Genomic DNA, 21,920 nt, shown 5'->3' on the forward strand with positions numbered 1-21,920 from the left:
AAATCTTATCGAGATTGTCATCATCGGATGGATGAAGACAATTTGGAGTGAAAAATCTTATCGAGATTGTCATCATCGGATGGATGAAGACAATTTGGAGTGGAAAATCTTATCGAGATTGTCATCATCGGATGGATGAAGACAATTGGGAGTGGAAAATCTTATCGAGATTGTCATCATCGAATGGATGAAGACAACTTGGAGTGGAAAATCTTATCGAGATTGTCATCATCGAATGGATGAAGACAATTTGGAGTGGAAAATCTTATCGAGATTGTCATCATCGGATGGATGAAGACAATTTGGAATGTCATTATAGAGGCCATGAAGAAGACAATTTGCATAGACGCAAGAAAGCCGAGAATAGCTGGTATTCTCGGCTTTTTTATACTAAATCAATACCACCTATAATCCATACCAGTACCCCAGTACTCAAATCGGTTGTAGGTTGGGTCCGTTGAATCAAACTTGATCCATATGGGGGAATTAGTTAATGCAGGCTTTGTTTTAAAGAACATTTTATCACCATAAACGATAGCTTCTAGTGCCAATGGCAATTCGCGTCTAAAGATCGTATTACGGAGAGCGTTCATAGCCGGACCATAATCTCCTACATAAACGTATACATAAAGGAACAAACCACAGTTAGAAATTTTCCATTCTGCAATAACCTCATCCCTCATACTTGTGATTTTGTCGTATGCAAACTGTAAGCCTATAGTCAGAAAAAGCTCCGCTGTTATGTCAGAATGCGTTAGTGTATATTTCCGTCCTAGGATTGGCTTTGTCGTTGTCACAACAGGCCTGAATTCCACATGTAGCTTTTCAGGATTTAATCTCCCCATAGATTAGCTCCAATCCTCGGGATGGGGACAGGCCCTTGACCCGTTTTTTTGTGTTGCACTCAATCCACATTTCGAACAATCAAGTAAGCGATCAAACCTAGTGGACCGGTAGCGAAGACAATTAGTGCCCAAAGACAGCCAATGTTTGTACCGTGTTTTTCTTTTGCGTCTACAAAAACCCAAAATAAAATCACATAGCTCAGTAAATACATTACGGGGATGACGAAAAAAAGTAAGGATACATCCATGATATTGGTTCCTCCCTCCGTACTTCTATATTTATATTACGGAAAAGAGGTTGAATATGTTTCATGGAGATTCTTGGGGACAGGCACGCCGCCCCCTTTTCTTTTTGACATACACAAAACCCCGAGAATGAAAGATATTCTCGGGGTTTCACTTTGATTTTTATAGTTCGATTTTGGGTCAGGCGCCTGTCCCTACAACCCATTTTCTTTTTCAAACTTATCAAGCAACGCACGTACTTCGTCTGTTGATTTCGTGTTCATGAGTTGATTTCTTAATTCCCCAGCCCCACGGAATCCTTTGACATAGATCTTGAAGAAGCGATGAAGCTTTGAGATGGAGCGTGGCACTATTTCCGCATAATGATCTTGAAGATCCAGCTGCAGTCTTAATAGATCCAAATACTCCTTGCTGCTGTGCTCTTTCGGTTCTTTTTCAAAAGCGAAAGGATTCTTGAAAATACCTCGTCCAATCATTACTCCATCAATTCCATATTTCTCGGCAAGCTCTAGCCCCTTCTGACGATCCGGAATATCTCCATTAATGGTCAAAAGCGTATCCGGCGCAATACGGTCCCGTAATTCCTTGATCTCGGGAATCAATTCCCAATGCGCATCGACTTCACTCATCTCTTTACGGGTACGCAGATGGATAGAAAGGTTCGCAATATCCTGTTCTAAAATATGTTTCAACCAATCCTTCCACTCGTCCACTTCCGTAAAGCCAAGTCGCGTTTTCACGCTGACAGGCAATCCGCCCGCTTTTGCAGCTTGGATCAATTCCGCGGCAACATCCGGACGTTGGATAAGGCCGCTCCCTTTCCCTCTTGTCGCCACATTCGGTACAGGACAACCCATGTTGATATCGATTCCTTTGAACCCCAACTCCGCCATGCCCATACTCATTTGACGGAAATACTCAGGATTATCCCCCCAGATATGCGCCACCATTGGCTGTTCCTCTTCTGTGAAAAGCAAACGACCACGCACGCTGTCCTTGCCCTCCGGATGACAATAGCTATCGGAATTTGTAAACTCTGTAAAAAACACATCCGGTCGCCCGGCTTTCCTTACAACAGAACGAAAGACAACATCCGTCACATCTTCCATCGGCGCCAAAACAAAAAAAGGTTTCGGTAATTCACGCCAAAAATTTTCTTTCATATCAAACAAATCCTTTCCTATCCTACTAATCCACGCTCCATAATTTATACCTATACCTTATATCATGCTTCCTACCTTATGATCAAACACATGTATCTTTGTCACATGTGTGAATGGAAAAATCCTTTCGAAAACCGACAATGTTTATTTTAACGAAAAACGGCCCCCAATGGAATTTATTTAAACAAAATGCCAGAAGATACCTACTATCCCGGAAGGGTTTTTAGGTTAGGCTGTATGAGGAGAAACGTAAAAAAGGCAACGCCCAAAGGGGTTGGTTGCCTTCTTTTATACAAGTTTCGAGGCTCTAATTGAAAATAAGGAATTGCCGTATAAACTTATCCCTTGCCTTTACCTTTCTTTTTTTCTCCTTGCCCAAAATGTATTGGTTCTTTGTTTTCTGCCAGTACAACCCCGTTTAAATCCATCATCCGGATATGTGGTTCTTCTCCATTGAAGAGCTCGGAATGCTTATATAGTTGGCGGACAATCGAATCTAGTGACACAGCTTGAAGGGAATTTTCCAGTGACTCGCCTTCTGCATTATTAACGACTAGCTCCACCGTGTTTGTATCTACTAACTCTGCCCTCTTCAGCAGTACATCCCCTTGGTCGTTAGGTTCGGTAAACCTGTATAAAATGTCATTGAATGTTTGCTCTGAGAGATAAATGTCTTCCCACTTGAAGTCCCTGGAATCAAGATCCATCGCTTCTAATTCTTCAGCAGTCGTGAAATCTCCCCTATTAGACATCTTTTTCGCTTGAACCTTATTGGCAACATTTTGGGCTTCATTCCCCGCCTTATCTCCATTGCCTCCACAAGCAGTAAGCAGTCCCAAAATAATAAAGACAATCAGTGCTTTTTTTAGCATAATGGTTAACCCCTTTCCCGAATTTAATCAGATGAGGGTTATTATTAGCTATTTAGGGGTTATTATTCTTGGGGATGTTCATTACAATTCCATTTGTGGAACCACCAGATTCGAAAATAGGAGGTGTTCAGTCGTCCAAGCGGTTTGATTTTCGTCCTGCAACCTGACGCCTTTCCTTGATAAACATTACCCCCATCAAGCCAAAAAGAGAGAAGATTACCGGAATGAGGAAGCCGTAGTAGTATCCATGACCAATACTCCCTGAAGTTGACTGAAAATGATCCAATATATAGCCAAAAATGCTTGGCAGCAATACTGCGCTTAGGAATCCACCGGTATTCGCAAACCCGGTAACAATGCCTGATTCTGTGATAGGGAAAGATTGCCGAACGACTGCAAAGGTTAAAGAATTTGACCCAAATCCAAAGCCAATGATAAAGAAAAGGATAATCAGTAAGTAATATGGTGGATGCTCTCTAAATAAAAGAAAGGAAGACCAGCATACTAAAACCATGATATGAAAGAAAATATAAGGCCGTTTAATTTTCCCTAAACAACTTGAAAGCCATCCAATCAGAGGTGCACCAATAAGCGCTCCAATGAGACTGATCATAATAAGTTGGCTTGCATCTATGCGTGACATTCCATACACATCCATTACATATGGAACTGCCCACGAACCGATAAACCCTATATATCCTCCGACAATCCCAAAGTGACAAAAGAATAATGCCCAAGACTGCCGATCCGAAAATATTCTTCGTAGTAGAACTGATGTTTTTTCATGTTTTTTTTTAGTTTTTACGAATAGCGATTGTTTTGATTTTTTTACGAGTACAAAATAAAGAAAAAAACTACATAAACATAAAAGGACCCCAGCAGAAAGAAACGCGCCCCTCCAACCAAGTAAGACAATTAATAGGGAGAAAGGAACAGTTGCCATAAGGAAACCCAGGCTCCCTGTCATTCCCGCAAAACCAATCAATCGGGTAAATTCCTTTTCATTAAACCATTGGCTTAAAATCAGCACCATATTTACCCAGATAGTCGCATCCCCTATCCCCGTTAGGATTCTAGCAGAAAATAGGACAAATTCATGTGTCCCAAAACTATACAAGATTGTACCTATCCCTGTAAGAGCGGCACCTATAATAAGAAAAAAGCTGGGTCCATAACGATCAGCCAAAAACCCCATTGGTATTTGCAACCTAGTGTATACAAAAAATTGAATGCTTGTCACTAATCCAACCGTTGCTGCCGTTATGCCAAAGTCCGTCATCAATTGGTCTGTAATCAATCCCGGAGCTGTTCGTTGGCCCGACATCAATAAATATGTAAACAATACAGAAGTAAATATAACCCATCTAAATTTACTATTTTGTTTGTCCATCTTATCTACTCCTGTTAGCTTTTACCCTATATATATGGGTTTCCTGCCACAGTAGAAACAGTATTTCTTGTGATCGAAACAAATAAAAATCCCCCAAACTCTTGTTTGAGGGAACATATAACAGATTGACTTCTAACTAATCTTACGTTCTTTACCTTCTACTACCACATCTCTTCTTACATTCCTTTCCCAAGCACGATCCTCATCCATCATCTTCTTGGCCGCATAAATGGTCAAGAATTGGATAAGGATAATCGGTATTCCCATAAGGCCGGAAAGAACTTCAAGAGGTGCCAAACCACCAATCCTCATTAGCACAAGAGCAATTACCGTCACCACTCCAGCAACAATTAAACGCAGCCCTTTTGAAGGTTCATATTTACTCATATCCCTTGTGCCTGTATACGATGCAATAGTATACGTAGTGGAGTCAAGTGTGGTCGTCAGGAAAATCGTTGTAATAAGCACAAATACGATTATGACAATTGTAGAAAAAGGTAAAGAAGCAAGTATTTCTGGAATGACTGCCATCGCAGCTTGGTCTTGGACGATTTGTAATACAGGAACTTCTCCCGTAAGGTATCGATCGACACTAAGACCACCAAGAACGCCAGTAGCAACCCATGAAATAAGTGTAGGTGCTAACAGATATGTCAAAATCATTTCTTTGATTGTTCTACCGCGTGAGATCTTTGCCGCAAAAATACTATGCAACATTGCCCAAGTGGCGCAATACGCAAACCAAAATACGGTATTGCTTTCCATAATGGAGTTCCCTTGGCCCAGCGAATTTGTAGAAAGAGACATATCTATATAATTCCTAAATAAAAATCCAATAGTATCAGTAAAATAGTTCAGGATGAATAGCCCAGGGCCTGCAATCATGATGAATAACCCGAAAGCAGCAGCTAAATACATATTAAGCGTACTTAATCGTTTGATTCCTTTTTCAATCCCTAAATAAGCACTTGCAGAAAATAGTACCACCCAAACAATGGTTACAAGTAACGTCAAACCAAAGGTAACCTCGATATTGGCCAACTTGGATAAATTATATGTAATGATGGGTGTTCCCAATCCAAGCGTGACAGCTGCCCCAGCGATAATACTGACTAAAAAAGTAACATCCAGTATTTTTCCACCGAACCCATCTGTGAATTTGTCTCCAAATATGCACCGGCATGCTTCCGAGATTCGCATCAACGGCTTTTTACGGACATGCATGATGTACCCCATAGCAGGAGCTGCCATTACAAAGATCGCAAAGACTTGAAAACTCCACAAAAACATACTATAAGAATTTCCCCATAACAATGCGTCTGCCGACATTGCATCCGTTCCAAATGGAGGTTCTAGTGCAACATTAGTCCATTGAATCATGCCTGTCCGCATAATGGTGGATCCTAGACCCATCGCAATTAAAATCGAAGCATATTCAAACATGGTGTACTTTGGTTTCTCAAATGGATCTCCAAGCACCACTTTCCCATACTTTGAAAATGAAAAAAATAAAGCGGCCGCAACCATTAACGCAGCATACCACATATATCCCCAAGTAAACATTTCCACAATGTGATTGAAAATGTTATTTAACAGATTCAGGGACTCTGCTTCGTAGACTGCAAATGGAATACTAATTCCTAGAATAATGAACATCGATGGCACAAAAATTTTGTAGTCTATTAAGTTTTTTCTACTCTCTCCTTTTATTCCATTCATCACGTAAAAGCCTCCAGCACTTTATCTCTACTCTAAGCCAGAAGTAAATACGTATTTGATTGTAGTGTTTTCTAGATGAACCAACGGCACCCTTCCATCACATTATTGGGACGATGAATAAATGCGGGAAGTGTATTGGTATCTAGATGATACGTCTTACTATTCCAGCATCAAAGAGAGATGATTTAAATTACTTTAAAATATCAAGGGGATTTCATGGTATGCCACGGAGGGGATATCCCACGTTTATTCCAATGAAATCCACCTGAACATTTTCAAGTAGCATTATTATAACATAACATTCAGATAATTCCTGATTTGGGGTCCTGACACTACCGTCTGTGAGAAATAGGGACGGTTCCGATGCTATCAGTTTGACAAATCCATGTTTGAATAACACTCCCGTCCCATCTGTTAACCCTTTCCAAATTGGTTTGCGCCCTCTTCTCTCGGGTACTAGTTTTACATAAAGACTTTTAGAGGAGACGACATATGAATGAAATTCTGGATAACACCTTGTCGAATACGACCATAACCAAGTTCCTGATTGCATTACTGGGAATTCTCATAATCACCTTTATCATTACCGGCCTGAGAAAAAGTGTTCAGCGCTATGTGAAGGACCACAGCAACTGGTATAAAACGAGAAAGACGATGAATATTTTCGGGTATATCCTCGCTGTCATTTTCCTCGGGATTCTTTATAGCGATATGCTTGGTGGCATCACGGTGGTTCTCGGGGTGGCCAGTGCAGGAATCGCCTTTTCCTTGCGAGAAGTGATTGCAAGTATTGCCGGATGGCTGACCATCCTCGTGGGCGGTATGTTCAAGACAGGGGATCGGGTGCAACTCGGTGGGGTCACCGGGGATGTCATTGATATAGGGGTCCTTCGAACGACGGTGATGGAGGCCGGCCAATGGGTAAATGGCGACTTATACAATGGCCGGATCGTAAAAATTGCCAACAGCTTCGTTTACACCCAGCCCGTGTATAATTATTCCACGGATTTCCCATTTTTGTGGGATGAGCTTACGATTCCCGTCAGATTTGGCAGTGATTATACGTATGCCAGGGAGCTGATCCACAAGGTGGCCACGGAAAAAACAGAAGAGTACAGTATTGATGCTGGGGAATACTGGGAGAGAATGAACCGGAAGTTCGCCATTGAGGATGCCACCACCAAACCCATGGTTACGTTAGCCGTCAATGATAACTGGGTCCAGTTCACCCTCCGTTATGTCGTGGAATACAAAAAGCGCCGAATCATGAAAGATGCGCTTTTCACCGGAATTTTGGAGGAAATCGAACAGAGTGACGGTAAAGTGGAACTCGCCTCTGCCACCTACGAGATTGTGGGCGCGCCTCCTGTGGATGTGAATGTGAAGCGGTAGTGTGAGGACCATGGGAGCGGCTCTCCTGTGGTCTTTTTTCCATCTCTGGAAAATGGGGTATGGAACGTAGGCAGGCGCATCAAATCCCCTTCAGTGAATGTCCCTCTCGGCTTGTTTTCGGAACAACACCATTATCCACTTAATTGCCTCCCCGACCCTTGTAGAGCAGAATCCAACATAAAAAAGCTTATCATCCCTGATAAGCTTCAATCATGCGTAGTCTATACGATCCGGCGCCCGCTTTTGCCAAGGGCGTAGTAGATGCCATGCTGGAGGGTTTGCAGGCATTCATATTTCCTAAGATTGGTCAGGGTTTCAGAGATGACCATAGCAAGTTTTGCAGAAATGCCCACCAGGATAACTTCTGTGCCGAGGAGCTTTGCGGCGGAAGCCAATTTATCAATGAGATCTGCCGTATATTCAGATATATCGTTGTTAAAGGCGGTCAGATCCAGCAGCAGATACTGTGTTTGGAACTCGCCCAATCTAGCGAGTGTATTTTCAATCAAATACTCTGCACGGTCTTCATCGTAGGTGCCAATCAATGGCACCACCACAATTCCATCGAGTACCGGAATCATCGGAGAAGAAAGCTCCTTGACGAGTGCCTGCAGCATTTTTGTTTTCTCTTCCACCATTCTTTCAAGCTGGGAAATCTGCTCCGCTTCCTTCCTCCTTGAAAGCTCATGTATATTGTGTTCTACATTTACATCGGAAGGATAGTATTCCACTATGGTATTTACATTTTGGTCATTCTGGAGCTGAATGATTTTATACCAGTAATTTCGCCCAAATAGCCCTGCAAACACTCCGGCATAGTGACAAGGCACAAATATGCCAGTAAATTTGTGATCATCCAGACTGTTCATCTTATATTCCCAGTCATCTTGGATATGTAAGGTAAAGGTATTATCCTCTTCATTCATTTCTTTGATTTCAACTTTTCCCCATCCGGCAGGTGCATACGTGTTGCTTATCCATTGAACCACGTTGGTCATGTTAATATTCTTTAAATCACGAAAACCTTCGCCAACGATTATCCCTTGACGGTAACCTGTGGTTTCGAGTACCAGATTCGTTGCTTCTATACCCGAAATCTCCCTAATGGTATCAAAAAATGTTTTCATAGCGGAGACCCAAAAGAATACCACGTCTCCACCATCAAAGAGGACTTGTCCAGTCTCCAGATCCCATTTCAGATCCACATCGCCTACTTTAATTTCCTTTTTCATTATCATGTCTATACCTCGCCACGGTTATTTTTATAGATTAATAGTACACGATATATGTAAAGTTTGCATGCGTTTTCACCTCATGTCTACATATATCTGCCATTTTTACATGTAGGATTTGACAAATGTTTTTATCATCACTCTGTAAATGCGACACTGGTAATACTTCTGCGTGTCCTTATGTTTGCAAGCTTTTTTGGTGTCAAGGTCGCTTAGCGTACTTCTTAATTGATCATCCAGGTCTTCCTATTCTCCAGTTCTGTTTTGATTTCCAATCTTTTCATTTCCTGTTCCAGTTTAACCATCACCAATTTCAAATCTTATAATTCATACATCATTATCCTGTAAATACCCTATTTACAAAATTTTAATAACAAAAGAGCCTTTCAATTGCTTAGAAAGGCTCTTAACTCACTGTTACATCTATTATTTTTCCTCATAAATTAGTTGTGCACAGCACTCCACATGTACGGTATGCGGGAACATGTCCACTGGCTGTACTTCAACCGTTCTATATCCCCCATCCTCCAATACCCGCAGATCCCTTGCAAGTGTCGCCGGATTACAGGATACGTAGACAACTTTCTTTGGTTTCATTTCCAGTATGGTATTCAGCAGAGCTTCATCGCAGCCCTTACGCGGTGGATCTACCACTAACACGTCAGCTGTGTTGCCTTCCTTGTACCATTTTGGGATAACGACTTCCGCTTCACCTACCGCAAACTCTGCATTGGTGATATCGTTTAGTTCTGCATTGCGTTTGGCATCTTCAATTGCTTCTGGCACGATTTCGACTCCGAACACTTTTTTTGCCTTTTGTGCCAGGAACAAGGAGATGGTTCCAATTCCGCAGTATGCGTCAATGACACTCTCTTCGCCTGTCAGGTCGGCATAATCGAGCGCTTTGTCATACAAAACCTTCGTTTGCTCCGGGTTGACCTGGTAGAAGGATCTCGCAGAAATCGCAAACTTGATATCGCCGATGAAATCATAAATGTATTCGTTGCCCCAAAGCACACGCGTTTCATCCCCGAAAATTACGTTTGTTTTCTTCATATTGACGTTCTGCACAACGGACTTCACTTCCGGCAGGGCTGCTACTATCTCTTCGACAATTGCCTTGCGATTCGGGATATCTGGAGTACGGCTAATGAGCACGATCATCACTTCGCCAGTGACTAGGCCATAGCGGGCCATCACGTGACGAAGCACACCTTTGTGTGTTTTTTCGTTATAAGCACGAACGCCATGTTTGTCGCAGATTTCGCGGACCGTTTGGACGACACGGTCGTTGATTTCCTGCTGGATCAAGCATTCCTTCATGTCGATGATTTCATGACTGCGTTGCTGGTAAAAGCCTGCAATCAATCCACCTTCGCGCTCACCGATTGGAACCTGGGCTTTGTTTCGGTAACGCCACGGATTGTGATCCATGCCAAGTACCGCATGAACCGGCACGTCTTTTAGGTGTCCGATGCGTTCAAGGACATCCTTGACCTGCTTTTGCTTCGCCACAAGTTGACCTTCATAGCTCAGATGCTGAAGCTGGCAGCCCCCGCATTGCTTATAAATCGGGCACGGGGCATCGACACGGTAAGGACTTGTCTTGTGGATCTCCTCAAGTCGACCGAATGCATATCCTTTTTTCACTTTGATAATTTTGACTTTAATCTCCTCGTCCGGAAGGGCATTTTGGACGAAGATCGGAAAGCCATCTATTTTTGCTACGCCGGCGCCATCATGGGTCAGATCCTGGACGGTGACATCGTAGTATTCATTTTTCTGAACGGGTACTGTCATGTATTTTCTCTTCCTTCACGTTAAAATCGCTGTTCCGATTGTACCATATGGGGGATGGGCTTGCCAGTTGGGGTTGTCGGTTACTTGCTTTTGCTTACTGGTAAATTATTTTTATGCTTACGGACCATTCTACCTCTTGGCTCTCACCTTCTACCATTTTACGGACAGCTTCTACATTTCCCGAGCTGACTTCTACATTTCCCGAACGATGTTCTACCGTTTTAGCTTACACTTCTACAATTTCGCTAAAAAGGGACAGTTCGCCGTGCTCTCATTGGAGCATGGCCTGCGAACCATCCCTTAGTTGAGTAGAGCATATAATCTCCAGAATGAACAAGGCATTCTCAGTGGATCTGAGAAGATGGTTTTAACTATGCTTCTATACTATTCTACCTTTCAAACTTTACCTTCTACCTTATAACGGCCAACTTCTACATTTCCCACGTCTACTTCTACATTTCCCAAAGGATGTTCTACCATTTCACCCCAACCTTCTACAACTTCGCTAAAAAAGGACGGTTCGCCGTGCTTCCATGGAAGTACGACGAACCATCCCTTAGTGAGTCAAGCCTATAGTCTTCAGAATAAGTCTTGAAACATTAACTCTAATGTTTCAAAATCAGATGAATCCATGGTGCCTAATTTTTTGGTGATTATACTGTCTTCGATGGAGAATAATTTATTGGGGAGCACCCACTGGTTATCAAAAAGCAAACCTACAGATTTTGTTTTTCGCAATTTATGCTCATAACGTTCTTTGCCATATGGTTTTTCTTGGCTAGTAATTGCTACACAAATATATTTTCCATATTGTTTGCCATGCTCGTCATTACTGATAATAGTAGCAGGTCTTTTCTTAAAGCCAGGTTTGTCATTAAAGGGGAATGGAACTAGAATAATGTCTTTCTTGTTATAAGTCATTATAAGCATCATCCTTTTCATTGTCCCACACTTCTTGAAGCGATTTATTGACAATTCCATTGTAAAGATGCTCATCTTCTTCACTTAAAAGCTCTTGAACCTTCTTCTTAATGCTTTTAATATGCTTTGAAAAGGCTTCTCTTTCATCATCTGATAATGACTTAATAAATTGTTCCAATGCATCAATTTCATTCAATACATCTTCTTTTTTTAAAGCTGACAATTCTAACACCTCATTTCTTATTGAACTTATATTTAGTATATCATTGAATCAGATGACTAAACAGGAAGGAACGGGGTGGCTTAGTGTTTTGTCCAAATCATCTAATTGGGAAGATGGTGCGATCTCTACTTCCATACTATTTTACCTTTCACCTTCTACCTTATAACGGCCAACTTCTACATTTCCCAAAGGATGTTCTACCACTTCTCCCCCAACTTCTACAACTTCGCTAAAAATGGCCAGTTTTTCTCCACAAAAAAAACAAGTGTGATCACACTTGTCTCTACTTACCTGCTATAAAGGCACTTTCGCAAAAACGCACGTATCCCGCAGCTCTCCAGCCACATCACGCTCACTTTTTTTCAGGATTCCCTCCAGCTCGTATCCGGCTCTCTCAGCAACTGCTCTGCTTTTCACATTCATGGAATCACAACGGATCTCCACCCGATTGGCCCCCAGCTGTTCAAAAGCAAACTGGGTAATCCCTTCCACCGCTTCAGTTATGTAACCTTTGCCGCTGAACCGTGAATCGATCCAATACCCAATTTCAAACTTCGGAATGGCCCAGTCGATGCGATGTAACCCTGACGAAGCGACGAATTCACCGGTATCTTTTAGGAAAACCAAAAGCCTTAAATCTTTTCTCTGTAAAAATTCCGCATGACTTTCTCTAATATTTGCTTCCACATCTTCCACTGTCTGATCATGTTGCGCAAAAATCATCCACGGTTTCAATTCAGGAAGAGAGTGCATGATGGCATCATGCACTGCAGGACCGTCTCCTGGCAATGGCAATCTGATTAAAAGTCTATCTGTGGTGAACTCTGATGGAAACTCTTTTAAGATCGGTTTTATGTTGGTCATTCTTTTCTCCCCCCTACTGTTTGTTCAAAGATTCACTCTTCCCACCCCTCGGGCAACTTCACGATCACATAATTCCCTGTCCACATCTGTGTGGTAGCTATCAGCGTCTCTTCCTCTTTATCAAAAAAGTAACCACTACCTTCTTGATATTCAAACTCCCATCCATTTTTACCAAGCATTTCTTTAAAAGACTCTCTATATTCTCCTTGATTCGCTCGTGTAATATACCAATCATATCCATCCTCGTTCGCAATTCTAACGATGGGTTCTGAGGTTTCATTGATAGACTGCAAGACTTCCTTTTTACTAACGGACTCTACTGGCAGCGGAGCGTAGTAAAATCTGTTATTGTACGCGACTATTCCTAGGATGACGGCAATGAGGGTGATGATGGTGAGACGTTTTAGCATGTAGTATCCTCCTAAGGGTTAGCTAGTGAATGAAGTTATACAAGAGCTCTTCATCCACCCCCCTTTAGTACTTATAATAATCTTGTGAATGATAGCTCCTGAATCCACAAGATTCATAGAGTTTTAGCGCATGGGCATTCCTCGCTTCTACCTCTAAAAAGACCGGAAATCCTTTTGCAGTCTCCATTTTCACCACTTTAGATAAGGCTTTCCGGCCAATCCCCTTGCCTTGTAGCTCAGGAAAGACTGCGAATCCATATATCCAAGCTTCCCCATTTGTTTCAGATACTCTGATTTTCCCGGCAGTTCGCCCTTCCGCTTCAATGATGTACATGTCTTCACTGTTTAATTGCTTCATTCGCTGGTTAAAGCTTCGTGCTTCTTGTTCGGTAAAGCCAAAGCAGGCCATTTCTAGATTGATTTCCGCTTCCATATCTTCCTGGGACGATGATGGCCTTATGATTATGGAAGTGGCCTCAAATAGCTCACCTGCTTCCCATTTCATTTGATACTCCGCCATCTCGAACGTACAGGGAATGCTGTCTAGAAATTTTTTTGCGCTTGCAGAGGAGCTAGGCGCATTCAGCAAGATTGTGGTGTTCTCTTGCTTTTTCACCTCTCCCACCGCTTCCGCAAACAATTTTGTGAAAATTCCTTTTCTACGGTAGTCCGGGTGGACCATTCCTGTCATTTCTACTTTATTTCCAAACCCATAACAACCAAGGAATCCTACAAGATGCCCATCTTCATAATGAAAGAAATCTTCTTTGCTGTTATCATCGCGGGTTTCCAGCATGTCTTCATTCAACTTCAGTTCGAACTCGCCTTCTTTTTCGCAGGCGCTTTGAAGTTCTTTGATTTGTTTTAGTTGATCTTTTGTCAGCATGGTTTACACCTCTTTCGTTTGTGTTAGATACGATTTTTTTCTACGTGCGGACGTTCTTCCCTATTCCATGAATTCTTTAGGGTAAACAACCGTTCCTTGGACATGTTGAAGGGAACCTTCTATTAATTCAAGTGCCATGAAAATTTCGGCAGGCACTGGGAATGGGGCAGAAATGTTCCATTGATTCGCCGGTTTGAAGCCGAACTTAGGATAGTAATCTTTGTGGCCCAAGACGATGATGGAGGTATGCCCAAGATCCCTTGCTCTTTGTATGGCCTCACGGATGAGGGTGCTGCCAATTCCTTTACTTTGAAATTCCGGTGCAACCGAAACTGGAGCCAGGGCAAGGGAAGCATTCTCTTCTTCCTGATTTATTATTTTTATACTAGTCAACAGAAGATGGCCCACGATTTCCTTCTTCTCATCTATCGCTACGAGAGAAAGCTCTGGAATGAATGCATCCGATTTTCTAAGCTTCTGTACAAGGAAGTGTTCCTTTTTATCACTAAATTCCGCATGTTCAAAAGCTCGTTTAACCATATCTTCTGTCTTACTATAATCCTCTTGCCTTTCTTGCCTGATAACTATATCCATATACTCCTCCAATAAAATCTTCAAGTGTAATTTTGCCAGCCACATCAACGGAAAGTCATTGTTTTCGATCTGTTGGTTGATTTTTTCCGCTTCCGCCCATGCGAGTTGGTATTGGGCCTGATTAATCATCCCTTTGGTGAGGGCTTCCTCCAATTCATCCGCATCTTTTTGGATGACTTCTCCTGAAGAGAGCACGATGATATCAAGGAATAAGTCGTCCATGTATGGGAGATTGTTTTCTACCCCGTTCTCATTCGTTATATCGATATACCATTGAACAACTTCCCCATTAGCGTCAAACATGGTCGTCAAGGAGTAATGTTCATTGCTTGGAAAGTGCTGAAGCCACATGTACCCATCATCCACAATGCAAACACTCTTCTCTTCATAGTTTACAGTTAATGGCTCTGTAACATTATGTATGTTAAGTAAGGTCACATATCCTTTGAAGCCATCCCTATCGATGTACTTCTGAGAGTATTGCCGCTTTACTATCCTCTTCCATTCTGAGCGATCTCCGTGTCTTCGTTTTAGCATCGGCATCCTCCTTGTGTGCTGTAGGGACAGGTACCGTGACCCACATAGGAAAAGCCAACCTATACTCTGGGTCAACGGACCTGTCCCTTCGACTCTCCCCGCCCCTTGCTGGTCCATCAGGCGCAGGAGGACAGTACCTTTTCTTAATCTTTACAATATTTTAACTTATTAAGGCTCTTTTATATATTATTATTTCAAGTAGATACATAGTCGACGAATTATTTTAAATCTATTAAAATCTCGTCCATCCACGAGATTTTGATATAAAAATTTTATAGTAGGAGGCATATCTATGCTGAAGAAATCCATGTTGGTTGTTTTTGCATTTATCCTGTCGTTCTCAGCCCTGCAGCTTGACCCACAAACCGTCTCTGCACTCCCACCTGGCACACCGTCCAAGTCTGAAGCTCAAAATCAATTGAACTCTTTGACTGTCAAATCAGAAGGCTCTATGACCGGGTACTCGAGGGACTTATTCCCACACTGGAGCGGCCAAGGCAATGGCTGCGATACCCGCCAAATCGTCTTGCAACGCGATGCCGACTATTACACTGGCACCTGTCCCACTACTTCCGGAAAATGGTATAGTTATTTTGATGGTGTCATTGTGTATTCTCCGTCTGAGATTGACATTGATCACATTGTTCCTTTGGCAGAGGCTTGGCGTTCTGGAGCCAGTAGCTGGACAACCGAACAGCGCCGTGCGTTTGCCAACGACCTCAACGGCCCACAGTTGATTGCCGTGACAGCAAGCGTTAACCGTTCCAAAGGAGACCAAGACCCATCCACATGGCAGCCACCTCGTACCGGCGCCCGCTGTGCCTATGCAAAATGGTGGATTAATACGAAACACCGCTGGAACCTAACCCTTCAGTCATCGGAGAAATCTTCTTTACAGACGATGCTTAACGGCTGCGCTTACTAGATTAGATGATACGTCTGCGAGCGGAGTTGGTGCTGGCAGGCGTACTATTTTATTAGTGATGAAAGGAGTTGTATATATGGAAAAGAAATCTTCTATTTTTACTGCGTCACACGGCGTCATGACAAAAGAGGTTGGAGTCATAAGCGGCGAACTTGAACTTGTTACGACGTGTGAGGAAAATGGTGCTCTTTCACTCGCCATCACCTACGTCGGGGCGGCGGAATGGTACACCTTACCTGGTGAGGACTATCGCCTGCATGATTCGCGGGATCATGAAGTCATTCACCGTATGCTTGTGAAGGTGTTGGAGCGGAGTTGAGTTGGTGGGGTCGTGGGGACACCGCGCCCCATTTCAACTCATTTCTCTAGCTCAATATATTCCCTCAAAAGTTTCCATTCGCTTCCTTCAAGTCTCCAGATAAACATACATTGTGCAGTAAAAGGTCTTCCGCCTATAACGTTTGTTTCCCTGCCCATGACAACTCTCTGGCTTCCGTTATTTCTTTCAATCACTGAGTATATCTCAAATGTTTTTTCAGCATCATCCATTTGACTCAAGACACCATTAAGATCATACGAGTAAAAATACGGTTCAGGCTGGGTAATCTCGGAATGGGCCCAGTAACCAACAAAATCCTGTGACATGAACCTTCTAATGCCGTCTCCATTTTTGCTAATAAATCCTTCGTTCCAAGCTTGAAAATACTGATTAATCACTTCTTCCACTGTTTTCATTTCCACACTCCCCTGATTTTTTGTAGAGGCTGGCACTTCGCCCCTCTCATAGCCAAAATTTCTACCATTCTATTTGGCCTCCAGCTTACTTTGGAAGCTTTGTGTTTACAAAATATGGATTGTCGTCAATTTCAACTGATTTATTGAATACTTTTAATGGTTTATCGTATAACTCGCGCTTTTTATTGAATACTTTGGAGCGTTTATTGAATAATTGGGGAGGTCGCATTACCGTCGATGACCTGATAATCAATTAAGAAGCCAGCCATAATCCGGATTTCATATCACGCACTCTCCTAAGTGAGACGGAAAGGTACCACGCCTCTTTTCAAAAGAAACACATCTGGATTCCTCAAGTTCTTCCAGTCTTCGAACCCAAAGCTTTCTTGATAGTTTTTCAACAGAAGCGACATGATGTTTCCGTGTGTCACAATTATGATGTTTTCCGCGTCACTTTCCAAAGCTTCTTCTACTACGCTGACGATCCGGTCCATCGCCTCTCTACTGGATTCCCCGCCTTCAAATTTCAGGTCCAAATCTCCATAGGTTGCTTCCAGTTTTTCCATCCAGTCCGGTAAATCTACGGAACTGAGCGTTCGTTCAGCCAAACGATCATCGACCTCTATATTTATGTTCGATTCCTTGCTTAATGGTTCAACCGTCTGGATGGCTCGCAAGAAAGGGCTTGATACAATTCTGTCTACTGGTATGTGGGAAAAAAATACGGCTAACTCCTTAGCTTGTTTTAATCCTTCTTCTGTAAGCTGGGATTTTGGTGGTTGCCCTTCAGCTTGGCAATGCCTGACTATGTATATATTTTTTGACATGTGTGGATCTCCTTTCTCTCTACTATTAATTACGGATAGGTTGGGAAAATGTTACAACTTTCTTTTAGAAGTCGCACTTTATGAAAATGAACAATTTTCTCTTTTCTCCCATAGATATGGAATTACATAAAGATCTATACTACAATGTAATTGAGAATGATAATCACATTCATAACGAAAAAGATATATAAAGGAGACAATCCAATGGAAATGAATAAATCAACCTTAGCTCAAACCATTCGTGAGCGACGTTCGATAAAAGCTGGTTATACCGATAAAGAAGTGACACAGGAAACGGTGCTTGAAATACTGGACGATGCAGTCTGGGCACCGAATCATGGATTAAGAGAGCCTTGGCGGTTCATTTTTGTATCTTCAAGTGAGAAGGAAGGATTTGTTGAGAAGCTTGTCAAAACCTTTCCCTCAGAAATGCAGGAAAATAGAAGGAATTATTTCAGTCAGCCGGCTGCCTTTCTAATCGTGGTAATGGAGGAAGACCCGAGACAAAAGCAGTGGGAGGAAAACTTCGGGGCTGTGAGTTGCCTAATACAGAACTTCCAGCTGCTTGCCTGGGAACAAAAGCTTGGCGTTGTCTGGAAAACCAATCCGCATATATACGATCCAAAGGTGCATAAAATATTAGGCGTTCAGCCTGGAGAAAAGATTGCTGGGTTCTTGCATTTGGGATACTTTGAACAGGTGCCACCAAAAAGACAGCGAACTTCCTCGGAAAAGAAGCTGACAACTTTTAAAAATTAGAGTTATGAAGATTGGTCGGGGTGCCTGTCACCTCGACTCCCTTCCTCTACCCCAACTCCCGCCTCAATGCCTCAATCGCCTCCATCACTTGCTCCACATTCTCCCCTGCGTTCATGTTATTCCGAGCATGCAGCAACACCGGGCGGACGGATTCCACCGAACGACCAAATTCGTACATCCAGTCATATCTCGGTACCATCCATGTGTGAAAATGATGCGAGGTATCTTCGTTGTAAAAATAATAAACATATTCTATACCGAGCACATCCCTTTGCGCTTTCCTGATCCTAGACAGTACCTGAATATATTCCAGTTGTTCCTCTTCCGTTAATTCATCCAAACATTTGATATGTCGCTTAGAAGCAAGGATGATCAATCCTTTGATCGGATAAGCCACATCCTGATGCGCATGAAAGTGCTCTGTTTCCAACACCACTCCCCCATCTGGCTCTATCAGGCCGCTCGTTAATGCACAACTTAAACACTCCACTTCCACCTTCTTACCATTTGATAATGTAATTTGTCGCAAAAGCTTATCCCCCTATGCTTGAATATGGAAATGTCACAATAACTCCTAGAAATGTCACAATACCTATAAAATTAGTCACAATAGCCCTCGGAAATGTCACAATAACCATAAAATTAGTCACAATAACTCCAGAAAACTTCGTTGGCCTTGTGGGAAATTTGAGATTTCTATGGATTTCTCTAGAAAACACGACGAGTGACAGGCTCATGCGCTGGTTTTTTAGGTTCTGGAATAAGTACGGTACCATACTAAGTGTATCTTTCTATTTGTTTTTAAAAAATCCTCTAAGACACACGAAAAGACGCCCCCTTAATAGGGAAAGCGCCTGTGTGGATTATTAGGAATTTTTATTAGACAGTGTACCGAGTCTCCCTCTATTCTCGCAGGATCGGGAGCGTGCAGCAGCGGAAGGAGCCACCGGATTTGATGATTTCCATGATGTCGACTTCGATCACTTCATAGCCTCTTTGCTTGAGCTCTGCGTTTACTTTTGGGTTAACTGGGAGGCTGAAGATTTTTTTGTTGCCTATGTTGAGTACGTTTGTGCCAAGGGAGAACTGTTCATCTTCTGTTACTTCGATCAACTCAAATCGGGAAGAAAGGATGTCTATTTCTTGTTGTGTGAACGCTGTTGGGTAATAAAGTGCTTCTGTAGGTGAAATGATATTGAACACACAATCCAGGTGTAGGTATTTCTCCTTGAATGGAACCTTTACGACTTCATAATGCGGCAGGATGGTTTGCAGGTGTTCGATTGCATCCTCGTTTGTACGATTACTTATGCCGACATAGACGGTTTCGCCATTGATGATGACATCTCCACCTTCAATCATGTCGCCTTTTAAATTCAAATAGGAGATTTCATGTTGCTCCAGCATGCTTTTCAGGACTTCTTCTTCCCCTTGTCTTATTTTGTTGGCCATTTCCGCAACAAAAAGAATATTTCCGAGGGTGAAGCCAATATCACGTGTGAAAACCTGCTCTGGAAACATTTTGATCGCAGGTAGGAGAATCACTTCCACTCCTTGCTCTTCCAATGTATCCACAAACTTTTTATGTTGAGCCATTGCGATTTCGATATGAATGCCTTCATTTTTGAACTTTTTCTGCGTTTCATTGATGACTTCTCGAATCGTCATATGCTCTGGTTTACACAGGATGACTTTTTTTAACACATCATACTCACTTCTTACATGTGGTCGCAGTGGACTTTTAGAAAATAATGACATTAATAGACCCCCATTACTAAATTCTATTTTCTATTGTTGCCAAAAGGAAACGAATAAATGATACTCATTTGAATGTGTAGGATTATATTTATTGCACAAACTAACTGGGCAAATCCTTGACAAAGGAGCCTCACATGAATCTTGGGAAAATAGGGAGTGTTATCATGGGAATTTTAGACGGAAATCCTCAGAATGAACCTTTACATTATGGAGAAGTATTTGGAATGTGGTCCAATCTATTAGCGAATCATGGATCTATTGCCGCTTCCCAAACGTTTGTGAATCATACCGGTGATGAAGATCTGAGAAAACTGGTAGAGGAAGGCATTCAAGGTTTAAAAGAAGAGAATAAACAAATTGAACAAGTGCTTAAGGCTAATGGTATTGGATTACCTCCTGCACCACCAGAACGACCAACAGCAAACTTGGAGGAAATACCAGTCGGAGCAAGGTTCAGTGATCCGGAAATCAGTGCGACGTTGTCTAAAAACACTGGTGAAGCCCTTGTGGCATGCAGCCAAGTCATTGCACAATGCATCCGTGAGGATATTGCCTTGATGTATGGCCAATTTCATATGACAAAGGCACAATATGGCGCAAAACTTTTAAAACTTAATAAAAGTAAGGGATGGCTCGTTCCTCCACCTTTACACCTAAATGGGCCTGAACACAAGTAGGGTACCGTTATGGCACATGAACAAAATGATACGTTAACTAAAGCTATCAAACATGCTGATGAAGCAGTTTATGCCACCCAGTTGGAAAGCACTGGTGATAATCTTGGTTATTCCCAACAGGCAATCGAGAGAGCGGAACAAGTGTTGAAAGAAGCTAAAGGAAATCACCCTTCTTCTATAGAAGAACAAAAGGCACAGGATATGCTCAGGCTCTTGAAAGAGACACAAGCAGCTGTGAATGCGATACGGAACGATTAATGCAGAGTCCCAATGATGGGGCTCTTTTTTATGGAAATAGTGGTACAACCCCTAGATGGTGAATAGAAATGTAAGGAGAGGATGGGGAGGGCTACAATATGAATTCCATTTTTACTTACATATTCTTAGGGGTATCCTTGGCAGCACCTATTGGACCGGTCAATGCTGCGCAGTTGGATAAAGGATTGCGACTTGGTTTTGGACATGCTTGGATATTCGGGGTTGGGGCGCTCATTGCAGATATTTGCTATATGTTGCTTGTATATATGGGAATGATTCATTTTATTGAACAGCCGATGATGAAGGCGTTTCTCTGGCTTTTTGGTTTCTTTGTGCTCACGTATACGGGAATAGAGAGTTTGATAAAGAGTAAAAAATCACATTTTGTGGATGGCCCAAAAGGAAAGACGACATTGCTTCGATCATGGACTTCCGGGTTCCTGCTATCTATCTCAAACCCGCTTACCATTCTTTTTTGGCTTGGTATATATGGATCCGTTTTAGCAAAAACGGCCTCCTCTTTTTCCAGTAGTCAATTGGCTATATATAGTGCGGCGATCATCTGCGGGATATTATTATGGGATGTGTTCATGGCCACGATTTCAAGTATCGCAAGGAACCTGTTACACACAAATTTCCTTGTGTTCATCTCCATTATTTCGTCTCTTTCAATGATTGGGTTCGGTATTTATTTTGGAGTACAAGCCTTTCTATTATTGTTTATGTGAGAGGGTATGCTGATCGAGCTTTCAGACTGTTGACAAACTATAAACTAGTTAGGTTTTCTGTTTGAAGAGTTGATCTTCGTTGCAGGAGCTTCGCTTTCCGCGGGCAGTCCGGAAGCCTCCTCGGGCTACGCCCTGCGGGGTCTTCCATGTCCTTTCCTC

At 42.3% G+C, this 21,920-nt stretch carries 26 protein-coding genes and 1 pseudogene; 8 read left to right on the top strand and 19 right to left on the bottom strand.

The window, feature by feature from the left end:
* The first annotated feature begins 145 nt into the window (after positions 1-145).
* On the top strand, positions 146-295 hold the full coding sequence (locus tag EKQ44_RS18190; RefSeq protein ID WP_237664980.1) for a hypothetical protein: 150 nt from the start codon (positions 146-148) through the stop codon (positions 293-295).
* Positions 296-395: 100 nt separating this feature from the next.
* Here EKQ44_RS18190 and EKQ44_RS18195 read toward each other — a convergent pair whose 3' ends face one another.
* The 6 genes from EKQ44_RS18195 to EKQ44_RS18220 form a co-directional block, all read right to left on the bottom strand.
* Positions 396-845, bottom strand: a complete 450-nt coding sequence (locus EKQ44_RS18195) for a staygreen family protein (protein ID WP_237664981.1) — start codon at positions 843-845, stop codon at positions 396-398.
* Positions 846-904: 59 nt separating this feature from the next.
* Entirely contained in the window at positions 905-1,093 is a 189-nt protein-coding gene (locus tag EKQ44_RS18200) for a hypothetical protein (protein WP_237664982.1), read from the bottom strand.
* A gap of 192 nt (positions 1,094-1,285) precedes the next feature.
* The gene (locus EKQ44_RS18205; RefSeq protein WP_237664983.1) at positions 1,286-2,254 is read right to left on the bottom strand and encodes a tRNA dihydrouridine synthase; all 969 of its coding nucleotides are present in this window, start codon (positions 2,252-2,254) and stop codon (positions 1,286-1,288) included.
* A gap of 338 nt (positions 2,255-2,592) precedes the next feature.
* The gene (locus tag EKQ44_RS18210) at positions 2,593-3,126 is read right to left on the bottom strand and encodes a hypothetical protein (protein ID WP_237664984.1); all 534 of its coding nucleotides are present in this window, start codon (positions 3,124-3,126) and stop codon (positions 2,593-2,595) included.
* Between the two features lie 127 nt (positions 3,127-3,253).
* Positions 3,254-4,516 carry an MFS transporter gene (locus EKQ44_RS18215; protein WP_237664985.1) on the bottom strand — a complete coding sequence of 421 codons (1,263 nt, stop codon included), beginning with the start codon at positions 4,514-4,516 and terminating at the stop codon, positions 3,254-3,256.
* 132 nt (positions 4,517-4,648) lie between these two features.
* On the bottom strand, positions 4,649-6,235 hold the full coding sequence (locus EKQ44_RS18220; RefSeq protein WP_237665126.1) for a BCCT family transporter: 1,587 nt from the start codon (positions 6,233-6,235) through the stop codon (positions 4,649-4,651).
* Between the two features lie 516 nt (positions 6,236-6,751).
* Between EKQ44_RS18220 and EKQ44_RS18225 the strand changes: the two genes are divergently transcribed.
* Positions 6,752-7,627 (top strand): mechanosensitive ion channel family protein, encoded by an 876-nt coding sequence (locus tag EKQ44_RS18225; RefSeq protein ID WP_237664986.1) that lies wholly within the window; start codon positions 6,752-6,754, stop codon positions 7,625-7,627.
* A 221-nt stretch (positions 7,628-7,848) separates the two neighbouring features.
* Here EKQ44_RS18225 and EKQ44_RS18230 read toward each other — a convergent pair whose 3' ends face one another.
* The 9 genes and pseudogenes from EKQ44_RS18230 to EKQ44_RS21595 all read right to left on the bottom strand — a co-directional run.
* Complete coding sequence (locus EKQ44_RS18230; protein ID WP_237664987.1) at positions 7,849-8,865, bottom strand: STAS domain-containing protein; 1,017 nt, start codon at positions 8,863-8,865, stop codon at positions 7,849-7,851.
* 420 nt (positions 8,866-9,285) lie between these two features.
* Positions 9,286-10,659 (bottom strand): 23S rRNA (uracil(1939)-C(5))-methyltransferase RlmD, encoded by a 1,374-nt coding sequence (gene rlmD / locus EKQ44_RS18235; RefSeq protein WP_237664988.1) that lies wholly within the window; start codon positions 10,657-10,659, stop codon positions 9,286-9,288.
* 579 nt (positions 10,660-11,238) lie between these two features.
* Positions 11,239-11,580 carry a type II toxin-antitoxin system PemK/MazF family toxin gene (locus EKQ44_RS18240; protein WP_237664989.1) on the bottom strand — a complete coding sequence of 114 codons (342 nt, stop codon included), beginning with the start codon at positions 11,578-11,580 and terminating at the stop codon, positions 11,239-11,241.
* The gene (locus EKQ44_RS18245) at positions 11,570-11,803 is read right to left on the bottom strand and encodes a hypothetical protein (protein ID WP_237664990.1); all 234 of its coding nucleotides are present in this window, start codon (positions 11,801-11,803) and stop codon (positions 11,570-11,572) included. The genes EKQ44_RS18240 and EKQ44_RS18245 overlap by 11 nt, the downstream gene beginning before the upstream one ends.
* Positions 11,804-12,097: 294 nt before the next feature.
* Positions 12,098-12,658: a GNAT family N-acetyltransferase gene (locus EKQ44_RS18250; protein ID WP_237665127.1), complete on the bottom strand. Its 561-nt coding sequence runs from the start codon at positions 12,656-12,658 to the stop codon at positions 12,098-12,100.
* 41 nt (positions 12,659-12,699) lie between these two features.
* Positions 12,700-13,077 carry a hypothetical protein gene (locus tag EKQ44_RS18255; RefSeq protein ID WP_237664991.1) on the bottom strand — a complete coding sequence of 126 codons (378 nt, stop codon included), beginning with the start codon at positions 13,075-13,077 and terminating at the stop codon, positions 12,700-12,702.
* A 64-nt stretch (positions 13,078-13,141) separates the two neighbouring features.
* Positions 13,142-13,963 carry a GNAT family N-acetyltransferase gene (locus tag EKQ44_RS18260; protein WP_237664992.1) on the bottom strand — a complete coding sequence of 274 codons (822 nt, stop codon included), beginning with the start codon at positions 13,961-13,963 and terminating at the stop codon, positions 13,142-13,144.
* 60 nt (positions 13,964-14,023) lie between these two features.
* Positions 14,024-14,557 carry a GNAT family N-acetyltransferase gene (locus EKQ44_RS18265; RefSeq protein ID WP_237665128.1) on the bottom strand — a complete coding sequence of 178 codons (534 nt, stop codon included), beginning with the start codon at positions 14,555-14,557 and terminating at the stop codon, positions 14,024-14,026.
* 162 nt (positions 14,558-14,719) lie between these two features.
* Positions 14,720-15,211: pseudogene (locus tag EKQ44_RS21595) on the bottom strand (ribonuclease FAU-1 family protein); the annotation flags it as partial.
* Between the two features lie 175 nt (positions 15,212-15,386).
* Here EKQ44_RS21595 and EKQ44_RS18275 point away from each other — a divergent pair.
* Both EKQ44_RS18275 and EKQ44_RS18280 read left to right on the top strand, forming a co-directional pair.
* The gene (locus tag EKQ44_RS18275) at positions 15,387-16,019 is read left to right on the top strand and encodes an HNH endonuclease family protein (protein WP_237664993.1); all 633 of its coding nucleotides are present in this window, start codon (positions 15,387-15,389) and stop codon (positions 16,017-16,019) included.
* Between the two features lie 76 nt (positions 16,020-16,095).
* Positions 16,096-16,338: a hypothetical protein gene (locus tag EKQ44_RS18280; protein ID WP_237664994.1), complete on the top strand. Its 243-nt coding sequence runs from the start codon at positions 16,096-16,098 to the stop codon at positions 16,336-16,338.
* Positions 16,339-16,376: 38 nt separating this feature from the next.
* On the opposite strand, the gene EKQ44_RS18285 is transcribed toward EKQ44_RS18280, so the two are convergent.
* Both EKQ44_RS18285 and EKQ44_RS18290 read right to left on the bottom strand, forming a co-directional pair.
* Positions 16,377-16,754 carry a nuclear transport factor 2 family protein gene (locus EKQ44_RS18285; protein WP_237664995.1) on the bottom strand — a complete coding sequence of 126 codons (378 nt, stop codon included), beginning with the start codon at positions 16,752-16,754 and terminating at the stop codon, positions 16,377-16,379.
* Positions 16,755-17,050: 296 nt separating this feature from the next.
* The gene (locus tag EKQ44_RS18290) at positions 17,051-17,581 is read right to left on the bottom strand and encodes a histidine phosphatase family protein (RefSeq protein ID WP_237664996.1); all 531 of its coding nucleotides are present in this window, start codon (positions 17,579-17,581) and stop codon (positions 17,051-17,053) included.
* Between the two features lie 204 nt (positions 17,582-17,785).
* Here EKQ44_RS18290 and EKQ44_RS18295 point away from each other — a divergent pair, with 204 nt between their 5' ends.
* A complete protein-coding gene (locus tag EKQ44_RS18295) occupies positions 17,786-18,340 on the top strand; it encodes a nitroreductase family protein (RefSeq protein WP_237664997.1) in 555 nt (184 codons plus the stop codon).
* Positions 18,341-18,386: 46 nt separating this feature from the next.
* Here EKQ44_RS18295 and EKQ44_RS18300 read toward each other — a convergent pair whose 3' ends face one another.
* A complete protein-coding gene (locus tag EKQ44_RS18300; RefSeq protein WP_237664998.1) occupies positions 18,387-18,869 on the bottom strand; it encodes an HIT family protein in 483 nt (160 codons plus the stop codon).
* Between the two features lie 374 nt (positions 18,870-19,243).
* The gene (locus EKQ44_RS18305; RefSeq protein WP_237664999.1) at positions 19,244-20,098 is read right to left on the bottom strand and encodes a dimethylarginine dimethylaminohydrolase family protein; all 855 of its coding nucleotides are present in this window, start codon (positions 20,096-20,098) and stop codon (positions 19,244-19,246) included.
* A gap of 164 nt (positions 20,099-20,262) precedes the next feature.
* On the opposite strand from EKQ44_RS18305, the gene EKQ44_RS18310 reads away from it, so the two are divergent.
* The 3 genes from EKQ44_RS18310 to EKQ44_RS18320 all read left to right on the top strand — a co-directional run bounded on the left by EKQ44_RS18310 (position 20,263) and on the right by EKQ44_RS18320 (position 21,761).
* Complete coding sequence (locus EKQ44_RS18310; RefSeq protein WP_237665000.1) at positions 20,263-20,775, top strand: DUF3231 family protein; 513 nt, start codon at positions 20,263-20,265, stop codon at positions 20,773-20,775.
* Positions 20,776-20,784: 9 nt separating this feature from the next.
* The gene (locus EKQ44_RS18315; RefSeq protein WP_237665001.1) at positions 20,785-21,033 is read left to right on the top strand and encodes a hypothetical protein; all 249 of its coding nucleotides are present in this window, start codon (positions 20,785-20,787) and stop codon (positions 21,031-21,033) included.
* Positions 21,034-21,131: 98 nt separating this feature from the next.
* Positions 21,132-21,761 (top strand): LysE family transporter, encoded by a 630-nt coding sequence (locus EKQ44_RS18320; RefSeq protein WP_237665002.1) that lies wholly within the window; start codon positions 21,132-21,134, stop codon positions 21,759-21,761.
* Positions 21,762-21,920: the final 159 nt, after the last annotated feature.

The sequence above is a fragment of the Sutcliffiella horikoshii genome, assembly GCF_021991925.1.
In the GTDB taxonomy this organism is placed as follows: domain Bacteria; phylum Bacillota; class Bacilli; order Bacillales; family Bacillaceae_I; genus Sutcliffiella_A; species Sutcliffiella_A horikoshii_F.

What these genes read in the sequence shown, in the direction of transcription:
- EKQ44_RS18195 (WP_237664981.1), bottom strand. Translation starts at nt 845, where the DNA reads ATGGGGAGATTAAATCCTGAAAAGCTACATGTGGAATTCAGGCCTGTT.
- EKQ44_RS18200 (WP_237664982.1), bottom strand. Translation starts at nt 1,093, where the DNA reads ATGGATGTATCCTTACTTTTTTTCGTCATCCCCGTAATGTATTTACTG.
- EKQ44_RS18205 (WP_237664983.1), bottom strand. Translation starts at nt 2,254, where the DNA reads ATGAAAGAAAATTTTTGGCGTGAATTACCGAAACCTTTTTTTGTTTTG.
- EKQ44_RS18210 (WP_237664984.1), bottom strand. Translation starts at nt 3,126, where the DNA reads ATGCTAAAAAAAGCACTGATTGTCTTTATTATTTTGGGACTGCTTACT.
- EKQ44_RS18215 (WP_237664985.1), bottom strand. Translation starts at nt 4,516, where the DNA reads ATGGACAAACAAAATAGTAAATTTAGATGGGTTATATTTACTTCTGTA.
- EKQ44_RS18220 (WP_237665126.1), bottom strand. Translation starts at nt 6,235, where the DNA reads ATGAATGGAATAAAAGGAGAGAGTAGAAAAAACTTAATAGACTACAAA.
- EKQ44_RS18230 (WP_237664987.1), bottom strand. Translation starts at nt 8,865, where the DNA reads ATGATAATGAAAAAGGAAATTAAAGTAGGCGATGTGGATCTGAAATGG.
- rlmD (WP_237664988.1), bottom strand. Translation starts at nt 10,659, where the DNA reads ATGACAGTACCCGTTCAGAAAAATGAATACTACGATGTCACCGTCCAG.
- EKQ44_RS18240 (WP_237664989.1), bottom strand. Translation starts at nt 11,580, where the DNA reads ATGACTTATAACAAGAAAGACATTATTCTAGTTCCATTCCCCTTTAAT.
- EKQ44_RS18255 (WP_237664991.1), bottom strand. Translation starts at nt 13,077, where the DNA reads ATGCTAAAACGTCTCACCATCATCACCCTCATTGCCGTCATCCTAGGA.
- EKQ44_RS18260 (WP_237664992.1), bottom strand. Translation starts at nt 13,963, where the DNA reads ATGCTGACAAAAGATCAACTAAAACAAATCAAAGAACTTCAAAGCGCC.
- EKQ44_RS18265 (WP_237665128.1), bottom strand. Translation starts at nt 14,557, where the DNA reads ATGGATATAGTTATCAGGCAAGAAAGGCAAGAGGATTATAGTAAGACA.
- EKQ44_RS18275 (WP_237664993.1), top strand. Translation starts at nt 15,387, where the DNA reads ATGCTGAAGAAATCCATGTTGGTTGTTTTTGCATTTATCCTGTCGTTC.
- EKQ44_RS18280 (WP_237664994.1), top strand. Translation starts at nt 16,096, where the DNA reads ATGGAAAAGAAATCTTCTATTTTTACTGCGTCACACGGCGTCATGACA.
- EKQ44_RS18285 (WP_237664995.1), bottom strand. Translation starts at nt 16,754, where the DNA reads ATGAAAACAGTGGAAGAAGTGATTAATCAGTATTTTCAAGCTTGGAAC.
- EKQ44_RS18290 (WP_237664996.1), bottom strand. Translation starts at nt 17,581, where the DNA reads ATGTCAAAAAATATATACATAGTCAGGCATTGCCAAGCTGAAGGGCAA.
- EKQ44_RS18295 (WP_237664997.1), top strand. Translation starts at nt 17,786, where the DNA reads ATGGAAATGAATAAATCAACCTTAGCTCAAACCATTCGTGAGCGACGT.
- EKQ44_RS18305 (WP_237664999.1), bottom strand. Translation starts at nt 20,098, where the DNA reads ATGTCATTATTTTCTAAAAGTCCACTGCGACCACATGTAAGAAGTGAG.
- EKQ44_RS18310 (WP_237665000.1), top strand. Translation starts at nt 20,263, where the DNA reads ATGGGAATTTTAGACGGAAATCCTCAGAATGAACCTTTACATTATGGA.
- EKQ44_RS18315 (WP_237665001.1), top strand. Translation starts at nt 20,785, where the DNA reads ATGGCACATGAACAAAATGATACGTTAACTAAAGCTATCAAACATGCT.
- EKQ44_RS18320 (WP_237665002.1), top strand. Translation starts at nt 21,132, where the DNA reads ATGAATTCCATTTTTACTTACATATTCTTAGGGGTATCCTTGGCAGCA.